The organism is Paracoccus binzhouensis (genome assembly GCF_016446475.1).
GTDB classification, from domain to species: Bacteria; Pseudomonadota; Alphaproteobacteria; order Rhodobacterales; family Rhodobacteraceae; genus Paracoccus; species Paracoccus binzhouensis.
Window position 1 is genome coordinate 12390 of record NZ_JAEHFP010000036.1, and the last position, 17175, is coordinate 29564.

Below are 17175 nucleotides of genomic sequence, written 5' to 3' on the forward strand. Positions count from 1 at the left end.
GCCGATGGAGCGATTTTGATGGCGATCACCCCCGTTCTTCTGGCCGGAGGCTCGGGCACCCGGCTGTGGCCCGTCTCGCGCAAGAGCTTTCCCAAGCAATTCGCGCCGCTGGTGGGCGAGGAAAGCCTGTTCCAGGCCTCGGCACGGCGGCTTCACGGCCCGCGTTACGCGCGGCCCCTGGTGATGACCAATGCCGATTTCCGCTTCATCGTCGCCGAGCAGCTGGACCAGATCGGCATCGCGCCCGCGGCCATCCTGATCGAGCCCGCCGGCCGCAACACCGCCCCCGCCATCCTGGCCGCGGCGCTGAGCGCCGCCGAGCAGGATCCCGATGCGGTGCTGCTGGTGGCGCCCTCGGACCATGTGGTGCCCGATGCCGATGCCTTCGGCCGCGCCGTCGATCTGGGCCTGCCCGCAGCAACGGCCGGCCGCATCGTCACCTTCGGCATCACCCCCACCCGCCCCGAGACCGGCTATGGCTACATGGAGGCCGAGGCGACCGGCGAAGGCCCGGTGACGCTGAAGCGCTTCGTGGAAAAGCCCGATGCCGAGAAGGCGGCACGGATGATCGCGCAGGGCAATTTCCTGTGGAATGCCGGGATCTTCCTGTTCGCCGCCAAGACCATGATCGAGGCCTTCGAGGCCCATGCGCCGGAATACCTGGCGCCGGTCAGGGCAGCGCTAGCCGAGGCCCATGCCGACCTGGGCTTCCTGCGGCTGGCGCCCGAACCCTGGGAGCGGCTGCCCGACCGCTCGGTCGATTACGCGGTGCTGGAAAAGGCCGCGAACCTGTCGGTGGTGCGCTTCTCGGGGCATTGGTCCGACCTCGGCGGCTGGGACGCGGTCTGGCGCGAGACGCAAGAGGCCGTCCCGGCCGAGCGCGGTGCCGTGACCGACGACCGCTCGACCGCCATCGATTGCGACAACGTGCTGCTGCGCTCGCAGGACGAGGGGATGGAGGTGGTGGGCATCGGCCTGAAGGACGTGATGGTCGTGGCCACCAAGGATGCGGTGCTGGTCGCCGGCATGGACCGCGCGCAGGAGGTCCGGCAGGCGGTCTCGGCCCTGAAGGAAAAGGGCGCCCGCCAGGCCGAGAGCTTCCTGCGCGACCACCGCCCCTGGGGCTGGTTCGAGACGCTGGCGCTGGCCGACCGCTTCCAGGTCAAGCGCATCGTCGTCAACCCGGGCGGCGCGCTGTCGCTGCAATCGCATTTCCACCGCTCGGAACACTGGATCGTGGTCTCGGGCACCGCGCGGGTGACGGTGAACGACACGGTGACGCTGGTGACCGAGAACCAGTCGATCTACGTGCCGCTGGGCGCCGTGCACCGGATGGAGAACCCCGGCAAGGTGCCGATGGTGCTGATCGAGGTGCAGACCGGCGCCTATCTGGGCGAAGACGACATCGTGCGCTACGAGGATGTCTATTCCCGCGACTGATCGCGGTTTCGTGCCCGAGGCATGGCTTGCGGCAGGGATGCGCGCCGTCTAACCATGGCGCGCATGGGGCGTGACGCGATGATGAAATCCCTGATCCCGGCCATGGCTCTGATCCTGGCCACCGCGCTTGGCGCGCGGGCCGAGGGCCTGACCGTGCAGCTGCGCGGCCCGGCCCTGGCCGAATCCGCCGGCTTCCTGATGGCCGAGACCCGCGGCTTCTATGCCGAGGAAGGGCTGGAGGTGGAACTGCGCCCCGCCGACACCGCCCCGCCCTTCGAGGCGATGGCCCGCGGCGCGGTCGATGTCGCCGTGGCCTGGATGCCGCCCGCGCTGGTGGCGCGGGAAAACGGCCTGCCGCTGGTCAACGTCGCACAGATCTTCGCTCGTCCTGCCCTGCGGATGACCTGCCGGGCCGACGCCGGGGTGGCCTCGGCCGCCGACCTGCGCGGCAAGACCCTGGGCAGCTGGTTCGGCGGCACGGAATACCCGCTGCTCGCCTGGCTGAACCGACTGGGGCTGGAACCCGATGACAGCCTCGAAGGGGTGGCGCTGCTGGCGCAATGGCCGGGGGCCGAGATGCTGCGCCACAAGCAGGCCGCCTGCATCAGCACGCTGAGCTATGACCCCGCCCAGGGCGAGGGGCTGGTGCGGCTGGACCCGCGCGACCAGGGCGCCGACCTGCTCGAGGACGGGCTTTACGTCCTGCCGCAGCACCTGGCCGAACCCGCGGCGCGCGAGCGGCTGGCGCGGTTCCTGCGCGCCAGCATGCGCGGCTGGCGCGAGGCGGTGGCCCGGCCCGAGGAAACCGCCCGGCTGATCCTGGGCCCCGATCCCGACCCGGGCGCCCTGCGCCGCCAGGCCGCGATGCTGCGCGGCATCGCGCCGCTGCTTTCGCCCGGCGGCGCGCTGGACGAGGCGGCATATCGCCGCACGGTCGAGGCACTGCGCACCGGCGGCGCCGGGGCGGTGCTGCGCCACGATCCGGCAGCCGCCTTCACCCACGAAATCAGCGACCTGGCGGCACGGCCCGAAGCCGCAGCCAGCAACGGAACCGGCAGCGGGACCGGCACCGCCCAGACCCCCTGACCTCTCCCCTGCCCTCTTGCCGCGGCGCGGCGGTCCGGGCATGAGGGGGCGCATGAGCGAGAATGGTTCCCCAGCGCGCCACAGCGCCATCGAGGATGCGCAGGGCCTGGCCTATGGCAGTTTCATGGCGGCCGTGGGCGTGCTGCTGCTGACGCATCTGGGCCTGGTCACCGGCCAGACCGCCGGGCTGGCGATCCTGATCTCCTATGCCACCGGCTGGGGCTTCGCGCCGGTGTTCTTCGCGGTGAACCTGCCCTTCTACTGGCTGGGCTATCGGCGGCTGGGTCTGGGCTTCATGCTGAAATCCTTCATTGCCGTGGCCGCCATGTCGGTCCTGGTGGCACTGCTGCCCCGCGGGCTGGCATTCGGCCACGTCCATCCGGCGATCGGCGCGCTGCTGGTGGGGCTGCTGACCGGCTCGGCGCTGCTGGCGCTGTTCCGCCACGGCGCCTCGCTGGGCGGGGTGGGCATCGTCGCGCTTTACCTGCAGGACGCCACCGGCTTCCGCGCCGGCTGGACGCAGCTGATCTTCGACGCGCTGATCTTCGCCGCGGCGCTGACGCTGCGCGACGCGGCGACGGTGGCCTGGTCCTTCCTGGGGGCGCTGGTGCTGAACCTGGTGATCGCCATCAACCACCGCCGCGACCGTTACATCGTCTGAAGGGGCGGCCTAGGCCGCCACACCCAGCGCGCGCTTGACGTTCGCGGTCCAGCCCAGCAGGCGCTTGTCGTCCTGGACGATGGCCGGGCGCTTCATCAGCGAGGGCTTGGCCGAGAGCATCTGCAGGGGCGTGCCGGCGCGTTCCGCCTCGGACATGCCGCGCCAGGTCAGGCTGGCGCGATTGACCAGCTTCTCGCCGAAATCCGCGATCATGCGCCGCCATTCGTCCTGGTCCAGCGGCGCCTTGGCGACGTCGCGGAAATCGACCTGCCAGCCCGCCGCCTCCAGCTCGGCCTGCGCTTTCTGGCAGGTCGAGCAATGGCCAAGGCCATACATGCTGAGCCGCCCCGCCATCAGACCAGCGGGACCAAGGGCACATCGCAGCCCGCCAGGGCCAGCAGCGCGCCAAGGAAGGGGATTAGTCGCAAGATCGGCCTCCTCTTTTGCCGGTTCGGAATGTCAATGCGGGCCGTCATGCAGCCGGGCCCGGATGCGGCGCATGCCCAGCCAGACGCTCAGCACCGCGACCGGGGTCAGGCCGGCGATCAGCACCGCCTTGTCGATATGCAGCGCATGGGCCAGCGGGTAAAGCGCATAGCCCAGCAGCCCGACGGCATAATAGCTGATCGCCACCACCGACAGCCCCTCGACCGTGTGCTGCAGCCGCAATTGCAGGTCGGCGCGGCGGTCCATGCGCTGCATCAGCTCCTGGTTCTGGGCGCTGCGCTGCACGTCGACGCGGGTGCGCAGCAACTCGCCCGCGCGCTCGCTGCGGTCCAGCATGGCGGCCAGCCGCTTCTCGGCGGATTTCACCGTGCGCATGGCCGGGTGATAGCGGCGGGCCATGAACTCGGTCAGCATCTGCCCGCCCATGAAGCGCGATTCGCGCAGCGAGGCGACGCGGTCCATGACGATGGCCTCATAGGCGGCGGTGGCGCCGAAGCGGAAGGCCTGCTGCGTGGCCGTGCGCTCCAGCCGGGCCGAGACCATCAGCAGGTCGTGCAGCACCGCCTCGGCCGGGCGGGAATCGTCGCTCATGCCCTGGACGATGTCGTTCAGCTTCGGGTCCAGCGCATTGAGCTGCTCGGTCAGCTGGCGGGCGCCGCCCAGGCCCAGCATGGACATGGCGCGATAGGTTTCCAGATCCAGCAGCCGCTGCACGATGCGGCCGATGCGGCCCGATTGCGTGCCGGGCTTGACGAACAGCGCGAATCGCATCCATCCGTCCGGGTCGATGCGGAAATCGCCGGCGACCACCGCCGCCTCCTCGAGCACCCAGACCGAGGCGAGGCTGTCGGCCGCAAACCATTCGCGCAGCCGCGGCATGATCCCGGCCGGATCCTCGGGCAGGAAATCGACCTGGATCATCACCGCGGCAATGCGCTTGCCCGGCGCATGGTGCTGCCAGTCATCGGGAAAGATCGCCCCGGCCGAGGGATCGAAGGGCCGCGGCGGCAAACCCGGCGCGAAGGCAGCATAGGTCACGAATTCGGTATGGCTTTCCCAGCGCAGCTGATGCCGGCCCAGCTGCGCCGTGTAATGGCCGGCGCTGGCATCAGGATGCGGCGCGCCATGGCGAGCGCAAAGCGCGGCCAGATGCGCCGCGTCGCGGGCCCGGTCGCGATTGGCAGCGTCGCGCGGTTCCTTGATGGCCAGGAACACCGCCGTGCAGGGCGCCTTCAGTCGCGGCGAGGGCCGGGCGTGAAGCTCGTTCGCCAGGGCGTAGCGCAGCGGGTGTTCGTCCTCGTCGGTCATGTCCGCATGTTTAGCGGGCGGCATCATTCCCGCAACAGGAAAGCCCAGGGATCGGGCGGGTCTTGCAAATCTGCCACGGCCTTGACGCAGCTGGACCGGCCGTATCAGCACTTCGTGAAGCCCGCGACATTGCCCGGCCGCGGCAAGACGGGCAAGATGCGGGAAAACACCGGATCTCGAGGGCATCGCATGACAGCTTGGCTGGGTCGTCTCGTCGCCATGGCGCTTATCCTGGGACTCGCCGCCTGCGCGCCCAGCAAGTTCAAGACCTATTCCGGCCCGCCGGTGACGCAGATCGTGGTCAACAAGGGCGCCCGGCAGATGCTGCTGCTCAGCGGCAATACCGTGCTGAAGGCCTATCGCATCGGGCTGGGCAACGAGCCCATCGGCCACAAGCAGTTCGAGGGCGACGGCAAGACCCCCGAGGGGCTTTACTATATCGACCGCCGCAATCCCGACAGCCGCTATCACCTGTCGATCGGCATTTCCTATCCGAACGCCCGCGATTCGGCGCTGGCGGCCTCGCTGGGGCACAGCGCCGGCAGCGACATCTTCATCCACGGCCAGGGCCCCGAGGGCCGGGCGCTGTCCAGGTTGCGGCCCGACTGGACCGCCGGCTGCATCGCTGTCACCGACGAGGAGGTCGAGGACATCTATGCCATGGTCCGCGACGGCACGCCGATCCTGATCACGCCCTGAGATCGCGCCCGGAGAGATCGCGTCCCGAGATCGCGGCCGGCCCCGCTCTGCCGACGGGCGAAGGCGTGGCCCGGCCTGCGCGCAGGACTTGTATGGCAGACCTGTGCAAAAGGGCAGATACAATTCCGGGCGGCGAAGGACTACCAGATTGGAATGTCCAATCCTGCCTTCCGATTCGCCCCCCGCCATGTATCTGCCCCCCATCATCCATGACGCGCTGATCGATTCGGCCGAGACCGAGGGCTATGTCCCCGGCGCCATCGAAAGCGTCATGCGCTTCGGGCCGCATTCCCGCTGGCGGGCCGGGCTGATCGTGAAAAGCTCGGCCGAGCGGTCGCAGGCCCTCGCCACGCGCTGCGCGCTGCTGATCCCGCGCAAGGGCAGGCGCACCCGCAAGCTGGCGGTGCATCCCGCCCTGCCGGCCGAGGTCATCAAGTCGATGCTCGACGCCACCTGACGGCAAGCGTTCCGCCAAAGAAAAAGCGGGCCTTGCGGCCCGCTTTCGTCCTCTGGTCCCATCCGCTGCTCACTCGACCATGGGCAGCAGCTGGTCGAGGGATTTCTTGGCGTCGCCATAGAACATGCGGGTGTTTTCCTTGTAGAACAGCGGGTTCTCGATGCCGGAATAGCCGGTGCCCTGGCCGCGCTTGCTGACGAAGACCTGTTTCGCCTTCCAGACCTCCAGCACCGGCATGCCGGCGATGGGGCTGTTCGGGTCCTCCTGCGCCGCCGGGTTCACGATGTCGTTCGAGCCGATCACGATCACCACGTCGGTATTCGGGAAATCCTCGTTGATCTCGTCCATCTCCAGAACGATGTCATAAGGCACCTTGGCTTCGGCCAGCAGCACGTTCATGTGCCCCGGCAGACGGCCCGCCACCGGGTGGATGGCGAAGCGCACGGTCTTGCCCTTGGCGCGCAGCTTGCGGGTCAGCTCGCTGACCGATTGCTGCGCCTGCGCCACCGCCATGCCATAGCCCGGCACGATGATGATCTCGTCGGCATCGTTCAAGGCCGCCGCCACGCCGTCGGCGTCGATGGCCACCTGCTCGCCCTCGATCTCCATCGCCGGGCCCGCCTCGCCGCCGAAGCCACCCAGGATCACGCTGACGAAGTTGCGGTTCATCGCCTTGCACATGATGTAGCTCAGGATCGCACCCGAGGAGCCGACCAGCGCGCCGACCACGATCAGCAGGTCGTTGCCCAGCGTGAAGCCGATCGCCGCCGCCGCCCAGCCGGAATAGCTGTTCAGCATCGACACCACCACCGGCATGTCGGCGCCGCCGATGCCCATGATCAGGTGATAGCCGATGAAGAAGGCCAGCAGCGTGATCAGCACCAGCCACAGCACCGGCGCGCCCGCGGTGCAGTAAAGGATCACCGACAGAAGCGACAGCGCCGCGGCGCCCGCGTTCAGCATATGCCCGCCCGGCAGCTTCCTGGGCTTGCCGTCGATCTTGCCCGCCAGCTTGCCGAAGGCCACGATCGAGCCGGTGAAGGTCACCGCGCCGATGAAGATCCCCAGCGCCACCTCGACCTTGAGCATGGCGATCTCGGCCGGGGTCTTGTGCGCCAGCACCGCGGCGAAGCCGTGGAACTCGGCCGCCGCATCGGCGGCGCGGGCGCGCAGCACCCGGCCCAGCTCGAACTGGGCGTTGAAGCCGATCAGCACCGCGGCCAGGCCGACGAGGCTGTGCATGGCCGCGACCAGCTGCGGCATCTCGGTCATCTGCACCCGCTTGGCCACGACCCAGCCCACGGCGCCGCCGATGGCCAGCATGACGAGCGTCAGCCCCCAATTGCCGTAGCCCGGCCCGATCAGCGTCGCGACCACCGCCAGCGCCATGGCGGCGATGCCGTACCAGACCGCGCGCTTGGCGCTTTCCTGGCCCGAGAGCCCGCCCAGGGACAGGATGAACAGCACGGCCGCGACCACATAGGCGGCGGTGGTGAATCCGTATTCCATGCGCCCTCTCCCCTTACGACTTCTGGAACATGGCGAGCATCCGGCGCGTGACCAGGAAGCCGCCGAAGATGTTGACGCCCGCCATCAGAACCGACAGCGCCGCGAGCAGCACCACCAGCCAGCCGCCCGAGCCGATCTGCAGAAGCGCGCCGACGATGATGATCGAGGAGATGGCGTTGGTGATCGCCATCAAGGGCGTGTGCAGCGAATGGCTGACGTTCCAGATCACCTGGAAGCCGACGAAGACCGCCAGCACGAAGACGATGAAATGCGACAGGAAGCTTGCGGGGGCAAACAGGCCCACCAGCAGCATCAGCACCGCGCCCGCACCGAGCAGCGTCACCTGGCTGCGGGTCTGGGCGCGGAAGGCGGCGATCTCCTTTTCGCGCCGTTCCTCGGGGGTCAGCTCCTTCGGCTTTTCCTTGGGCTTCGCGGCGGCGATGGCCGCGACCTTGGGCGGCGGCGGCGGCCAGGTCACGTCGCCGTCATGGGTGACGGTGGCGCCGCGGATCACGTCATCCTCCATGTTCTGGACGATGACCCCGTCCTTGCCCGGCGTCAGGTCCGAGAGCATGTGGCGGATGTTGTTGCCATAAAGTTCAGAGGCTTGCGCACCCATCCTCGAGGGGAAGTCGGTATAGCCGATGATCACCACGCCGTTTTCGGTGACGATGCGCTCGTCCGGCACGGTCAGGTCGCAATTGCCGCCGCGCTCGGCCGCCAGATCGACGATGACCGAGCCGGTCTTCATCGCCGCGACCATGTCGGCGGTCCAGAGCTTCGGCGCGTCGCGGCCGGGGATCAGCGCCGTGGTGATGACGATGTCCATCTCGGGCGCAAGCTCGCGGAACTTCTCGAGCTGCTTTTCGCGGAACTCGGGCGAGGAGGGCGCGGCATAGCCGCCGGTGGCGGCCCCGTCCTGCACCTGGTCCTGGAAGTCCAGGTAGACGAATTCGGCGCCCATGGATTCGATCTGCTCGGCCACCTCGGGGCGCACGTCGAAGGCGTAGACTTGCGCGCCCAGGCTGACCGCGGCGCCGATGGCCGCAAGCCCCGCGACGCCGGCACCCACCACCAGCACCTTGGCCGGCGGCACCTTGCCCGCGGCGGTCACCTGGCCGGTGAAGAAGCGCCCGAAATTGTTCGCCGCCTCGATCACCGCCCGGTAGCCGGCGATATTGGCCATCGAGGACAGCGCATCCATCTTCTGCGCCCGCGAGATCCGCGGCACCATGTCCATGGCGATGGCGGTGACGCCCTGCTCGCGCGCCAGCTCCAGCAGCTCCGGGTTCTGCGCCGGCCAGAAATGCGAGATCAGCACCTGGCCGCGCCGCATCTGCCGCAGTTCGCCCTCGCTCGGCGGACGGACCTTGACCACCACGTCCACCGCGCCGATCAGCGCCGCGGCATTGGCCGCGACGGTGACACCCGCGGCCTGGTAGGCGGCATCCGAAAAGCCGGCCCGCACCCCCGCGCCCGCCTCGACGTAAACCTCATGGCCCAGCTTCTGCAGATGGGCCGCAGAGGACGGCGTCACCGCAACCCGCGCCTCGCCCTCAAAACTCTCCTTCAAAGCGCCGATCTTCACCAGGCCATCTCCCCTGTTAGCGACTTCCACCGTCCCCCATAGCAGAGCGCAATAATCTTTCACAAGGGCGTGACGGTAGGTGCGATCCGGAAATGTTACGCGACGTCAGAATCGTAGTCGCTGACCAGCAGGTGCAGCGGCGGCGCGTCCTCGACGACATGGGCGAAGCGGCCGATGGGCGCGGCGAAGACATTGTCGGTCAGGTCGTCGTTCACCGTCGAGACCTCGCCGATCAGCACCGGCCCGCCCTCGGCCCAGAATTCGTGCCAGTCGCCGGGCCGCAGGGTCACGGATTCGCCCGGCGCCAGCCGCAGCACGCCGCCCGGCGGCACTTCGCGGGCGATGCCATCGCAATCGACCCGGCAGGGCGCGTTCCGGTCCATGCGCCCCTGGACGTCCGAGCCGCAAAGCCGGATCGCCAGCGTTGCGCCCCAGCGGTTGATGATATCCTCGGTCTTGATGGCATGGGTATGCATAGGGCTGATCTGGTTTTCCTGCGAAATCAGCAGCTTCTCGGCATAGACCATGCCGCGCCCGGCCTGCAGGTCGGCCAGCCGGCCATTGCGCAGCGTGAACAGGAACAGGCCCAACCGGTCGAAATCGCCCTGGCCGTAATCGGTGATGTCCCAGCCCAGCCTTCCGTCGCGGATGGCCGGGGTGGCGCGGGCGCGGAACTCCGCCGGGCTCCAATGCGCGAAGGGCGGCAGGTGGAAGCCTGCCTTGCCGATCAGCTCGGCCGCCTCGGCCATGATGCGGTTGATGCGCGAGCGTTCCATGATGCCCTCCCTAGATCCAGCGCCTGACCCGCAGCCTATAACGGTCACAGGCGAAACCGAAAGCCGCGGCGATCACCGCCCCTTCACGTCGGATGAAGCGGTCTTGCAGCAGCCGTGCAAGGGGCGGCGTCAGCGCCAGCCCCAGCGGGGCGGACGCGCGGCATCAGCCCGGCCAGCAGAATCAGGTCGCCCAGACAGATCGGATTGCGGGAAAAACGAAACGGTCCGGCCTCGACTAGGGCCTCGGGGCGGCGGCCGGGCATGACGGTGGTGCGGGCGCGGCGCATGGTCAGCGCCGCCCAGAGCATCAGCCCCAGCCCCGCCGCGACCAGAAGCAGACCCGCGCCGCGCAGCAACGGCGGCAGGTCCAGCGGCAGCAGCCAGCCCAGCCCCAGCCCCGCCAATGCGAAAAGCACCAGCCAGGCCTGCGGCAGGGCGGCCAGCCGGGTCACGCGGCCTGCTGCGCCTGTTCGGCCTTGGCCTGCAGGCGGCGGGCATGCAGCACCGGCTCGGTATAGCCCGAGGGCTGCACCCGACCCAGGAAGACCAGGTCGCAGGCGGCCTGGAAGGCCACGCCGTCATAGCCCGGCGCCATCGGCCGGTATGCCGGGTCGCCGGCATTCTGGCGGTCCACCACCACGGCCATCTTGCGGAAGGCGTCCATGACCTGCCGGTCGGTGACGATGCCGTGATGCAGCCAGTTCGCCAGCGACTGGGCCGAGATGCGCAGCGTCGCGCGATCCTCCATCAGCCCCACGTCGTTGATGTCCGGCACCTTCGAGCAGCCGACGCCCTGGTCGATCCAGCGCACCACATAGCCCAGGATGCCCTGGCAATTGTTCTCCAGCTCGCGGGCGATCTCGGTCTCGCCATAGTTGTGGCCGCCGGCCAGCGGGATGGTCAGCAGCTCGTCCAGCCGCGAAGGCCGGCGCAGCGCGGCGATCTGGGCCTGGCGGCCGAAGACGTCGACCCTGTGGTAATGCGTCGCATGCAGGGTCGCCGCGGTGGGGCTGGGCACCCAGGCGGTGTTGGCGCCGGCCATGGGATGGGCGATCTTCTGCTCCAGCATCTCGGCCATCTTGTCGGGGATCGCCCACATGCCCTTGCCGATCTGCGCCTTGCCGGCCAGCCCGCAGGCCAGGCCGATATCGACGTTGCGATCCTCATAGGCCGAGATCCAGGGCTGCGACTTCATCTCGCCCTTGGCCAGCATGGCGCCCGCCTCCATCGAGGTGTGGATCTCGTCGCCGGTGCGGTCCAGGAAGCCGGTATTGATGAAGGCGACGCGATGCTTCGCGGCGCGGATGCATTCCTTGAGATTGGCCGAGGTGCGGCGCTCCTCGTCCATGATGCCCAGCTTGACGGTATGGCGGGGCAGATCCAGCACCTCCTCGACGAAATCGAAGATCTCGCAGGCGAAGGCGACCTCCTCGGGCCCGTGCATCTTGGGCTTGACCACATAGATCGAGCGGGTGACCGAGTTCCGTGGCCCCGCCTCGCGGTCCAGGTCGCGCTTGGCGCAAAGCGCGGTGACCATGGCGTCCAGCAGGCCCTCGTAGACCTCGTTCCCCTCGCGGTCCAGCACGGCGGGGGTGGTCATCAGGTGGCCGACATTCCTGACCAGCATCAGCGCCCGGCCCTTGGCGGTGACTTCCGAGCCGTCGGGCGCGGTGAAACTCACGTCCGGGTTCAGGCGGCGGGTAAAAGTCTTGCCGCCCTTCTCGACCTCCTCGGCCAGGGTGCCGTCCATCAGGCCCAGCCAGTTGGCATAGGCCAGCGCCTTGTCCTCGCCATCGACGCAGGCGACGGAATCCTCGCAATCCATAATCGCCGACAGCGCCGATTCGATCACGATGTCCGAGATGCCGGCCCGGTCCTGCGCGCCCACCGGCTTGGACGGATCAATCACAATGCGGATCAGCAGGCCGTTGTTCTTCAGGAAGATGTCGGTCGGGTTGCCGGCCGCGCCGCGATGGCCGGCGAAGCGGCCGGCATCGCGCAGCGCCGGGACCAGGGCGCCGTCCTTGACCGACAGCGCCTCGATGTCGGCCCAGGAGCCCTCGGCCAGCGGCGCGGCGGTGTCGAGGAAATCCCGGCCCCAGGCGATCACCCGGGCGCCGCGCCCGGCGTCGTAGCCCTTGCCCTGCGGCAGGTCGCCCAGGGCGTCGGTGCCATAAAGCGCATCGTAAAGGCTGCCCCAGCGGGCATTGGCGGCGTTCAGCGCATAGCGGGCATTGGTGATCGGCACCACCAGCTGCGGCCCGGCGATGCTGGAGAATTCCGGGTCGGTCTCGGGTGTCTCTATCTGGAAATCCTCGCCCTCGGGGACCAGATAGCCGATCTCGGCCAGGAAATCGCGGTATGCGCCGGCATCCTGCGGCTTGCCGCGCTGCGCGATATGCCAGGCGTCGATGGCCGATTGCAGCTCGTCGCGCCGGGCCAGCAAGGCCCGGTTGCGCGGGCCGAACTCGTGGATCAGGGTCGAGAGCCCTTCCCAGAAACGCCGCGGCTCGACACCGCTGCCGGGCAGCGCACGCTCGTTGATGAAGGCGGCAAGCGTCTCGTCCACCCGCAATCCTGCCTTTTCCACGCGACCCATCGCACTTCCCCTTGCTTCCTTGTCCGGCTGGTTTGGTGCACCGTGGTATGCCAAACTCCGCCCTGTTTCAACCGGCACTACCCTCAAGGATTTCGAAATTCAGCCTTCCGAAAAAATTGAAAATCCGCCGCCCGGAGACCGGGCGGCGGCAGGATCCTGCGCCCGCGGCTCAGTTGCTGGCGGGCGGCGTGGTCGTGGAGGTTCCGGCCGGCGGCGTGGTCGGCTCTTCGACGGTGATGGCGTCGTCGATGGCCTCGCCGGCGTCCTGCATCGCCTCGCCGGCGGCTTCTGCGGCGCTTTCGGCCGCATCCTGCGCGGCGGCACCCGCTTCGCTGGCGGCATCGGCGGCGCTTTGCGCAGCCTCGCCGGCAGCATTCGCGGCATCCTCGGTCGCCTCGCCCATGGCGGCGCCGGCGCTCTCGGCGGCATTCTCGGCGGCGGTCGCGGCATCCTGGGCAGCCTCGCCCGCCGCATCGGCGGCATTGCCGGCCGCGGCAGCAGCGTCATCCGCCGCTTCCCCGGCAGCCGCGGCATCATCGGCCGCCTCGTCAGCCGCCTGGGCGGCCGTGTCCGTGGCCGTATCTGTGGCCGTTTCGGCGGTGGCGGCGGGCTCGGTCGCAGTTCCGGTCGCGGCGGGCGCACTGTCGGCCGGCTCGGTGGTGGTCACGGCAGCATCCTCGCCGGTGGTGCCCACCTCGTTGTTGCCCATGAAATACTGCAGCACGAAATAGGCGATCGCCAGCGCCAGCAGGATGCCGATGATCAGCGGCAGCGGCGAGGCGCGGCGCTCGACCGGCTCGACATAGGTCTCGGGCGCGGCGGCCGGGCGCTCGGGATCGGTGCTTTCCGTCCGTTTCGGATCGTTCGGGTCGTAATTGGCCATTGATGAGGTCCTCGCTCTTCTGCTTCGTGCTTGCGGCTGGGCGGCTAGGGGGCGAGGCCCCGGCTTGCGACCCGGCTATCCTGCGTCTAACACTTGGGTTTCGCACAAGTTCCCATGTGCTGCCGATTTTTTCACCGCCCGGAAGGTGCCGCATGACCGTCACGCATTATCTCGCCGACTGGCGCCCCTATCCCTTCGAGATCGCCGAGACCCGGCTGGAATTCGACCTGGCGCCGCGCGCCACGCGGGTGCGCTCGCAGATCGACTTCCGCCGCAAGGGCGCGGGCGACCTGGTGCTGGACGGCGCCGGGTTGAAAACGCTGTCGCTGGCGATCGACGGCCGCCCGCTGGATCCGGCCCGGGCCGGGACCGAGCGGCTGGTGATCCCCGCCGCCGAGTTGCCCGACGCCTTCACCTTCGCGGCCGAGGTCGAGATCGACCCCGAGGCCAATACCGCGCTGGAAGGGCTTTACCTGTCGGGCGGCATGTTCTGCACGCAATGCGAGGCCGAGGGTTTCCGCCACATCACCTGGTATCCCGACCGGCCGGACGTGATGGCGCCCTTCCGCGTCACCATCCGCTCGGACCAGCCGGTGCTCTTGTCGAACGGCAACCCGGTCTCGCAGGCGCCGGGCCGGGCGGTCTGGCACGATCCCTGGCCGAAGCCCGCCTATCTGTTCGCGCTGGTCGCGGGCGCGCTGGTAGCGGTCCCGGACAGCTTCACCACCATGTCGGGCCGCAAGGTGGCGCTGAACGTCTGGGTCCGGCCCGGCGACCAGGACCGCGCCGGCTATGCGATGGAATCGCTGATCCGCTCGATGAAATGGGACGAAGAGGCTTACGGCCGCGAATACGATCTCGACGTGTTCAACATCGTCGCCGTGGACGATTTCAACATGGGCGCGATGGAGAACAAGGGGCTGAACATCTTCAACTCCAAGCTGGTGCTGGCCAGCGCCGAGACCGCGACCGATGGCGACTACGAGCGCATCGAGGGCGTGATCGGCCATGAATATTTCCACAACTGGACCGGCAACCGCATCACCTGCCGCGACTGGTTCCAGCTGTGCCTGAAAGAGGGGCTGACGGTCTTCCGCGACCAGCAATTTACCAGCGACATGCGCTCGGCCGCGGTCAAGCGCATCCAGGATGTGCAGGTCCTGCGCGCGCGCCAGTTCCGCGAGGATGCCGGGCCCTTGGCACATCCGCCGCGCCCCGACCATTACCAGGAGATCAACAATTTCTACACCGCCACGGTCTATGAGAAGGGCGCCGAAGTCATCGGCATGCTCAAGCGGCTGGTGGGCGATCAGGGCTATCGCCGGGCGCTCGACCTGTATTTCGACCGCCACGACGGCCAGGCCTGCACCATCGAGGACTGGATCAAGGTCTTCGAGGATGCCACCGGCCGCGACCTGACCCGGTTCAAGCGCTGGTATACCGATGCCGGCACGCCCCGACTGACGCTTGCCGAGGATTGGCGCGACGGCACTCTCACGCTGAATTTCCGGCAGGAGACCGTGCCCACCCCCGGCCAGCCGGAAAAGCCGCCGCGGGTGATCCCCATCGCGCTCGGCCTGATCGGCCCCAATGGCGACGAGGTGCTGCCGACCACGGTTCTGGAGATGACCGAGAGCGAGCAAAGCTTCCGCTTCGACGGGCTCGGCGCGCGGCCGGTGGTCTCGCTGCTGCGCGGCTTCTCGGCGCCGGTGACGGTCTCGCGCGAGATCACCGCCGACGAACAGGCGCTGCTGCTGGCGCATGACACCGACCCTTATGCGCGCTGGCAGGCCGGCCACGACCTGGCGCTGGACGCGCTGATCGCGCGGGCCGCCGGGACGGATGGCAGCACCGAGTTCGGCCGCGCCATCGGCGGGCTGCTCGGCGATGCCGAGGCCGACCCGGCCTTCGCCGCGCTCTGCCTGACGCTGCCGGGCGAGGAAGAGATCGCCACCACCATCGCCGCCCGCGGCACCGTTCCCGACCCCGATGCCATCCATGCCGGGCGCGAGGCGCTGGCCCGCGACATCGCCCGGGTGCATGAGCCGGCGCTGGCGCGGCTCTACGAGGCGATGGCCGAGGCCGGCCCCTATCGACCCGACGCCAAGGGCGCGGCGCGCCGCAGCCTGCGCCTGGCCTGCCTGGGCCTGCTGTCGCGCCTTGATGGCGGCACCCGGGCCGAGGCGCTTTTCGCCACTGCCTCGAACATGACCGAGCGGCAGGGGGCGCTGGAATGCCTGATCGCCGCCGGCCGGGACGAGGCGGCGCTGGCCAGTTTTGCCCGGGAGTTTTCCGGCAACCGCCTGGTCATGGACAAGTGGTTCATGGTCCAGCCGCTGCGCGCCGCGCCCGACCGCGCCGTGGCCCGGGCCCGCGACCTGGCCGCCCGGCCGGATTTCGACTGGAAGAATCCCAACCGCTTCCGCGCCCTGATCGGCGGGCTGACCGCCAACCACGCCGCCTTCCACGCCGCCGACGGCTCGGGCTATGCCTTCACCGTGGACTGGCTGATGCGGCTCGACCCGGTGAACCCGCAGACCACGGCGCGCATGTGCTCGGCCTTCGAGACCTGGGGGCGCTACGATGCCGGCCGCCAGGCCCATGCCCGCGCGGCGCTCGGCCGGCTGGCCGCCATGGAAGGCCTGTCGCGCAACAGCTCCGAGATGGTTACGCGCATCCTTGCCGGTGACGCCTGAGCATGGCCGAACCACTCTTGCGGGCATCCGGCGGGCGCGGCAATACTGGCCGCATGGATGCCCGCGAGGACATGAAACGCCGTCTCGATCCGCTGATTGCCGAGCGGGCGCCGTGGCTTTTTTCCGGCCGACGGCACCACGCGCTGGCGCGGCAGGCGCTGATGTGGCTGTTGCGCTATCCGCGCACGCTGGAGCTGGCGGCCGAATACCGCGACCTGCCCACGGACGAGATCATGCGCCGCCTGGCGACGCTGATCCTGCGCGACCTGCAGGTCGAGGGGCTGGAACATATCCCGGCCACCGGCCCGGCGCTGATCGTCTCGAACCACCCGACCGGCATCGCCGACGGCATCGTGCTGAACGCGGTGATCGCGGCGGTGCGCGACGACCTGTTCGTCTATGCCAATCACGACATCCTGCGCATCCTGCCGCAATTCGACAGCCTGATCGCCCCGGTGGAATGGCGCGTCGAAAAACGCAGCCATGCCAAGACCCGCGCCACCATGGATTACACGCGCGAGGCGCTGGGGCGCGGGCGGATTGGGCTGATCTTCCCCTCGGGCCGGCTGGCCAAGCGCCGGGGCCTGAGCCTGCACGAGCGGCCCTGGATGGCCAGCGCGGCGATGATCGCGAAGAAGTTCGACGCGCCGATCATCCCGCTGCACATCCGCGCCCGGAACTCGGCGCTGTTCTACCTGCTCGACGCGATCCATCCGACGCTGCGCGACGTGACGCTGTTCAACGAGGTGCTGAACAAGGCGGGCCAGCCCTTCCGCGTCACCATCGGCGCGCCGATCCAGCCCGGAACCCTGCCCGGCCGCAGCGAGGACGGCATCGCGCAACTGCGCGACGCGGTCCTGGCCCTGCCGGCGCCGGGCCGCAACGCCGCGCGCATGTCGCAGATCCGCGGCCTGTTCCAGCGCCGCCACGCGCTCGCCAAGCCGCGCCCGATCGAGTGAGGGGCGGGCTTTGGCCCCGCCATCGGCGTTGCAGATGGGTATTTCTGGAACGAAGAAGCCGGATGCT

15 protein-coding genes are annotated in these 17175 nt (G+C 69.0%); 7 read left to right on the forward strand and 8 right to left on the reverse strand.

Annotated elements, in window-relative coordinates; genetic code table 11:
* Positions 1-18 precede the first annotated feature (18 nt).
* The 3 genes from I9P22_RS10445 to I9P22_RS10455 all read left to right on the forward strand — a co-directional run bounded on the left by I9P22_RS10445 (position 19) and on the right by I9P22_RS10455 (position 3187).
* Positions 19-1440 (forward strand): mannose-1-phosphate guanylyltransferase/mannose-6-phosphate isomerase, encoded by a 1422-nt coding sequence (locus I9P22_RS10445; protein WP_199259420.1) that lies wholly within the window; start codon positions 19-21, stop codon positions 1438-1440.
* 81 nt (positions 1441-1521) lie between these two features.
* The gene (locus tag I9P22_RS10450) at positions 1522-2526 is read left to right on the forward strand and encodes an ABC transporter substrate-binding protein (RefSeq protein WP_199259421.1); all 1005 of its coding nucleotides are present in this window, start codon (positions 1522-1524) and stop codon (positions 2524-2526) included.
* Positions 2527-2578: 52 nt separating this feature from the next.
* Positions 2579-3187, forward strand: a complete 609-nt coding sequence (locus I9P22_RS10455) for a YitT family protein (protein WP_199259422.1) — start codon at positions 2579-2581, stop codon at positions 3185-3187.
* Between the two features lie 9 nt (positions 3188-3196).
* Here I9P22_RS10455 and I9P22_RS10460 read toward each other — a convergent pair whose 3' ends face one another.
* Entirely contained in the window at positions 3197-3523 is a 327-nt protein-coding gene (locus tag I9P22_RS10460) for an arsenate reductase family protein (protein WP_199259423.1), read from the reverse strand.
* A 123-nt stretch (positions 3524-3646) separates the two neighbouring features.
* Entirely contained in the window at positions 3647-4942 is a 1296-nt protein-coding gene (locus I9P22_RS10465; protein WP_199259424.1) for a DUF3422 family protein, read from the reverse strand.
* Between the two features lie 189 nt (positions 4943-5131).
* Here I9P22_RS10465 and I9P22_RS10470 point away from each other — a divergent pair, with 189 nt between their 5' ends.
* Both I9P22_RS10470 and I9P22_RS10475 read left to right on the forward strand, forming a co-directional pair.
* Positions 5132-5641: a L,D-transpeptidase family protein gene (locus I9P22_RS10470; protein ID WP_199259425.1), complete on the forward strand. Its 510-nt coding sequence runs from the start codon at positions 5132-5134 to the stop codon at positions 5639-5641.
* A 148-nt stretch (positions 5642-5789) separates the two neighbouring features.
* Entirely contained in the window at positions 5790-6098 is a 309-nt protein-coding gene (locus I9P22_RS10475) for a hypothetical protein (RefSeq protein ID WP_233253317.1), read from the forward strand.
* 69 nt (positions 6099-6167) lie between these two features.
* Here the strand turns inward: I9P22_RS10475 and I9P22_RS10480 are convergent, their stop codons facing one another.
* The 6 genes from I9P22_RS10480 to I9P22_RS10505 all read right to left on the reverse strand — a co-directional run bounded on the left by I9P22_RS10480 (position 6168) and on the right by I9P22_RS10505 (position 13453).
* Positions 6168-7607: an NAD(P)(+) transhydrogenase (Re/Si-specific) subunit beta gene (locus I9P22_RS10480; protein ID WP_199259426.1), complete on the reverse strand. Its 1440-nt coding sequence runs from the start codon at positions 7605-7607 to the stop codon at positions 6168-6170.
* A 13-nt stretch (positions 7608-7620) separates the two neighbouring features.
* A complete protein-coding gene (locus I9P22_RS10485) occupies positions 7621-9195 on the reverse strand; it encodes a Re/Si-specific NAD(P)(+) transhydrogenase subunit alpha (RefSeq protein WP_199259427.1) in 1575 nt (524 codons plus the stop codon).
* 95 nt (positions 9196-9290) lie between these two features.
* A complete protein-coding gene (locus tag I9P22_RS10490; RefSeq protein WP_199259428.1) occupies positions 9291-9971 on the reverse strand; it encodes a D-lyxose/D-mannose family sugar isomerase in 681 nt (226 codons plus the stop codon).
* Between the two features lie 83 nt (positions 9972-10054).
* Positions 10055-10423 carry a methyltransferase family protein gene (locus I9P22_RS10495; RefSeq protein WP_332909018.1) on the reverse strand — a complete coding sequence of 123 codons (369 nt, stop codon included), beginning with the start codon at positions 10421-10423 and terminating at the stop codon, positions 10055-10057.
* A complete protein-coding gene (locus I9P22_RS10500; RefSeq protein WP_199259429.1) occupies positions 10420-12570 on the reverse strand; it encodes a malate synthase G in 2151 nt (716 codons plus the stop codon). Before I9P22_RS10500 ends, I9P22_RS10495 begins: the two co-directional genes overlap by 4 nt.
* A 169-nt stretch (positions 12571-12739) precedes the next feature.
* Positions 12740-13453 carry a hypothetical protein gene (locus I9P22_RS10505; RefSeq protein ID WP_199259430.1) on the reverse strand — a complete coding sequence of 238 codons (714 nt, stop codon included), beginning with the start codon at positions 13451-13453 and terminating at the stop codon, positions 12740-12742.
* A 152-nt stretch (positions 13454-13605) separates the two neighbouring features.
* Here I9P22_RS10505 and pepN point away from each other — a divergent pair, with 152 nt between their 5' ends.
* Both pepN and I9P22_RS10515 read left to right on the forward strand, forming a co-directional pair.
* A complete protein-coding gene (pepN, locus tag I9P22_RS10510) occupies positions 13606-16149 on the forward strand; it encodes an aminopeptidase N (RefSeq protein ID WP_199259431.1) in 2544 nt (847 codons plus the stop codon).
* A gap of 53 nt (positions 16150-16202) precedes the next feature.
* A complete protein-coding gene (locus I9P22_RS10515) occupies positions 16203-17108 on the forward strand; it encodes a 1-acyl-sn-glycerol-3-phosphate acyltransferase (protein ID WP_199259444.1) in 906 nt (301 codons plus the stop codon).
* The last annotated feature ends 67 nt before the right edge of the window (positions 17109-17175 follow it).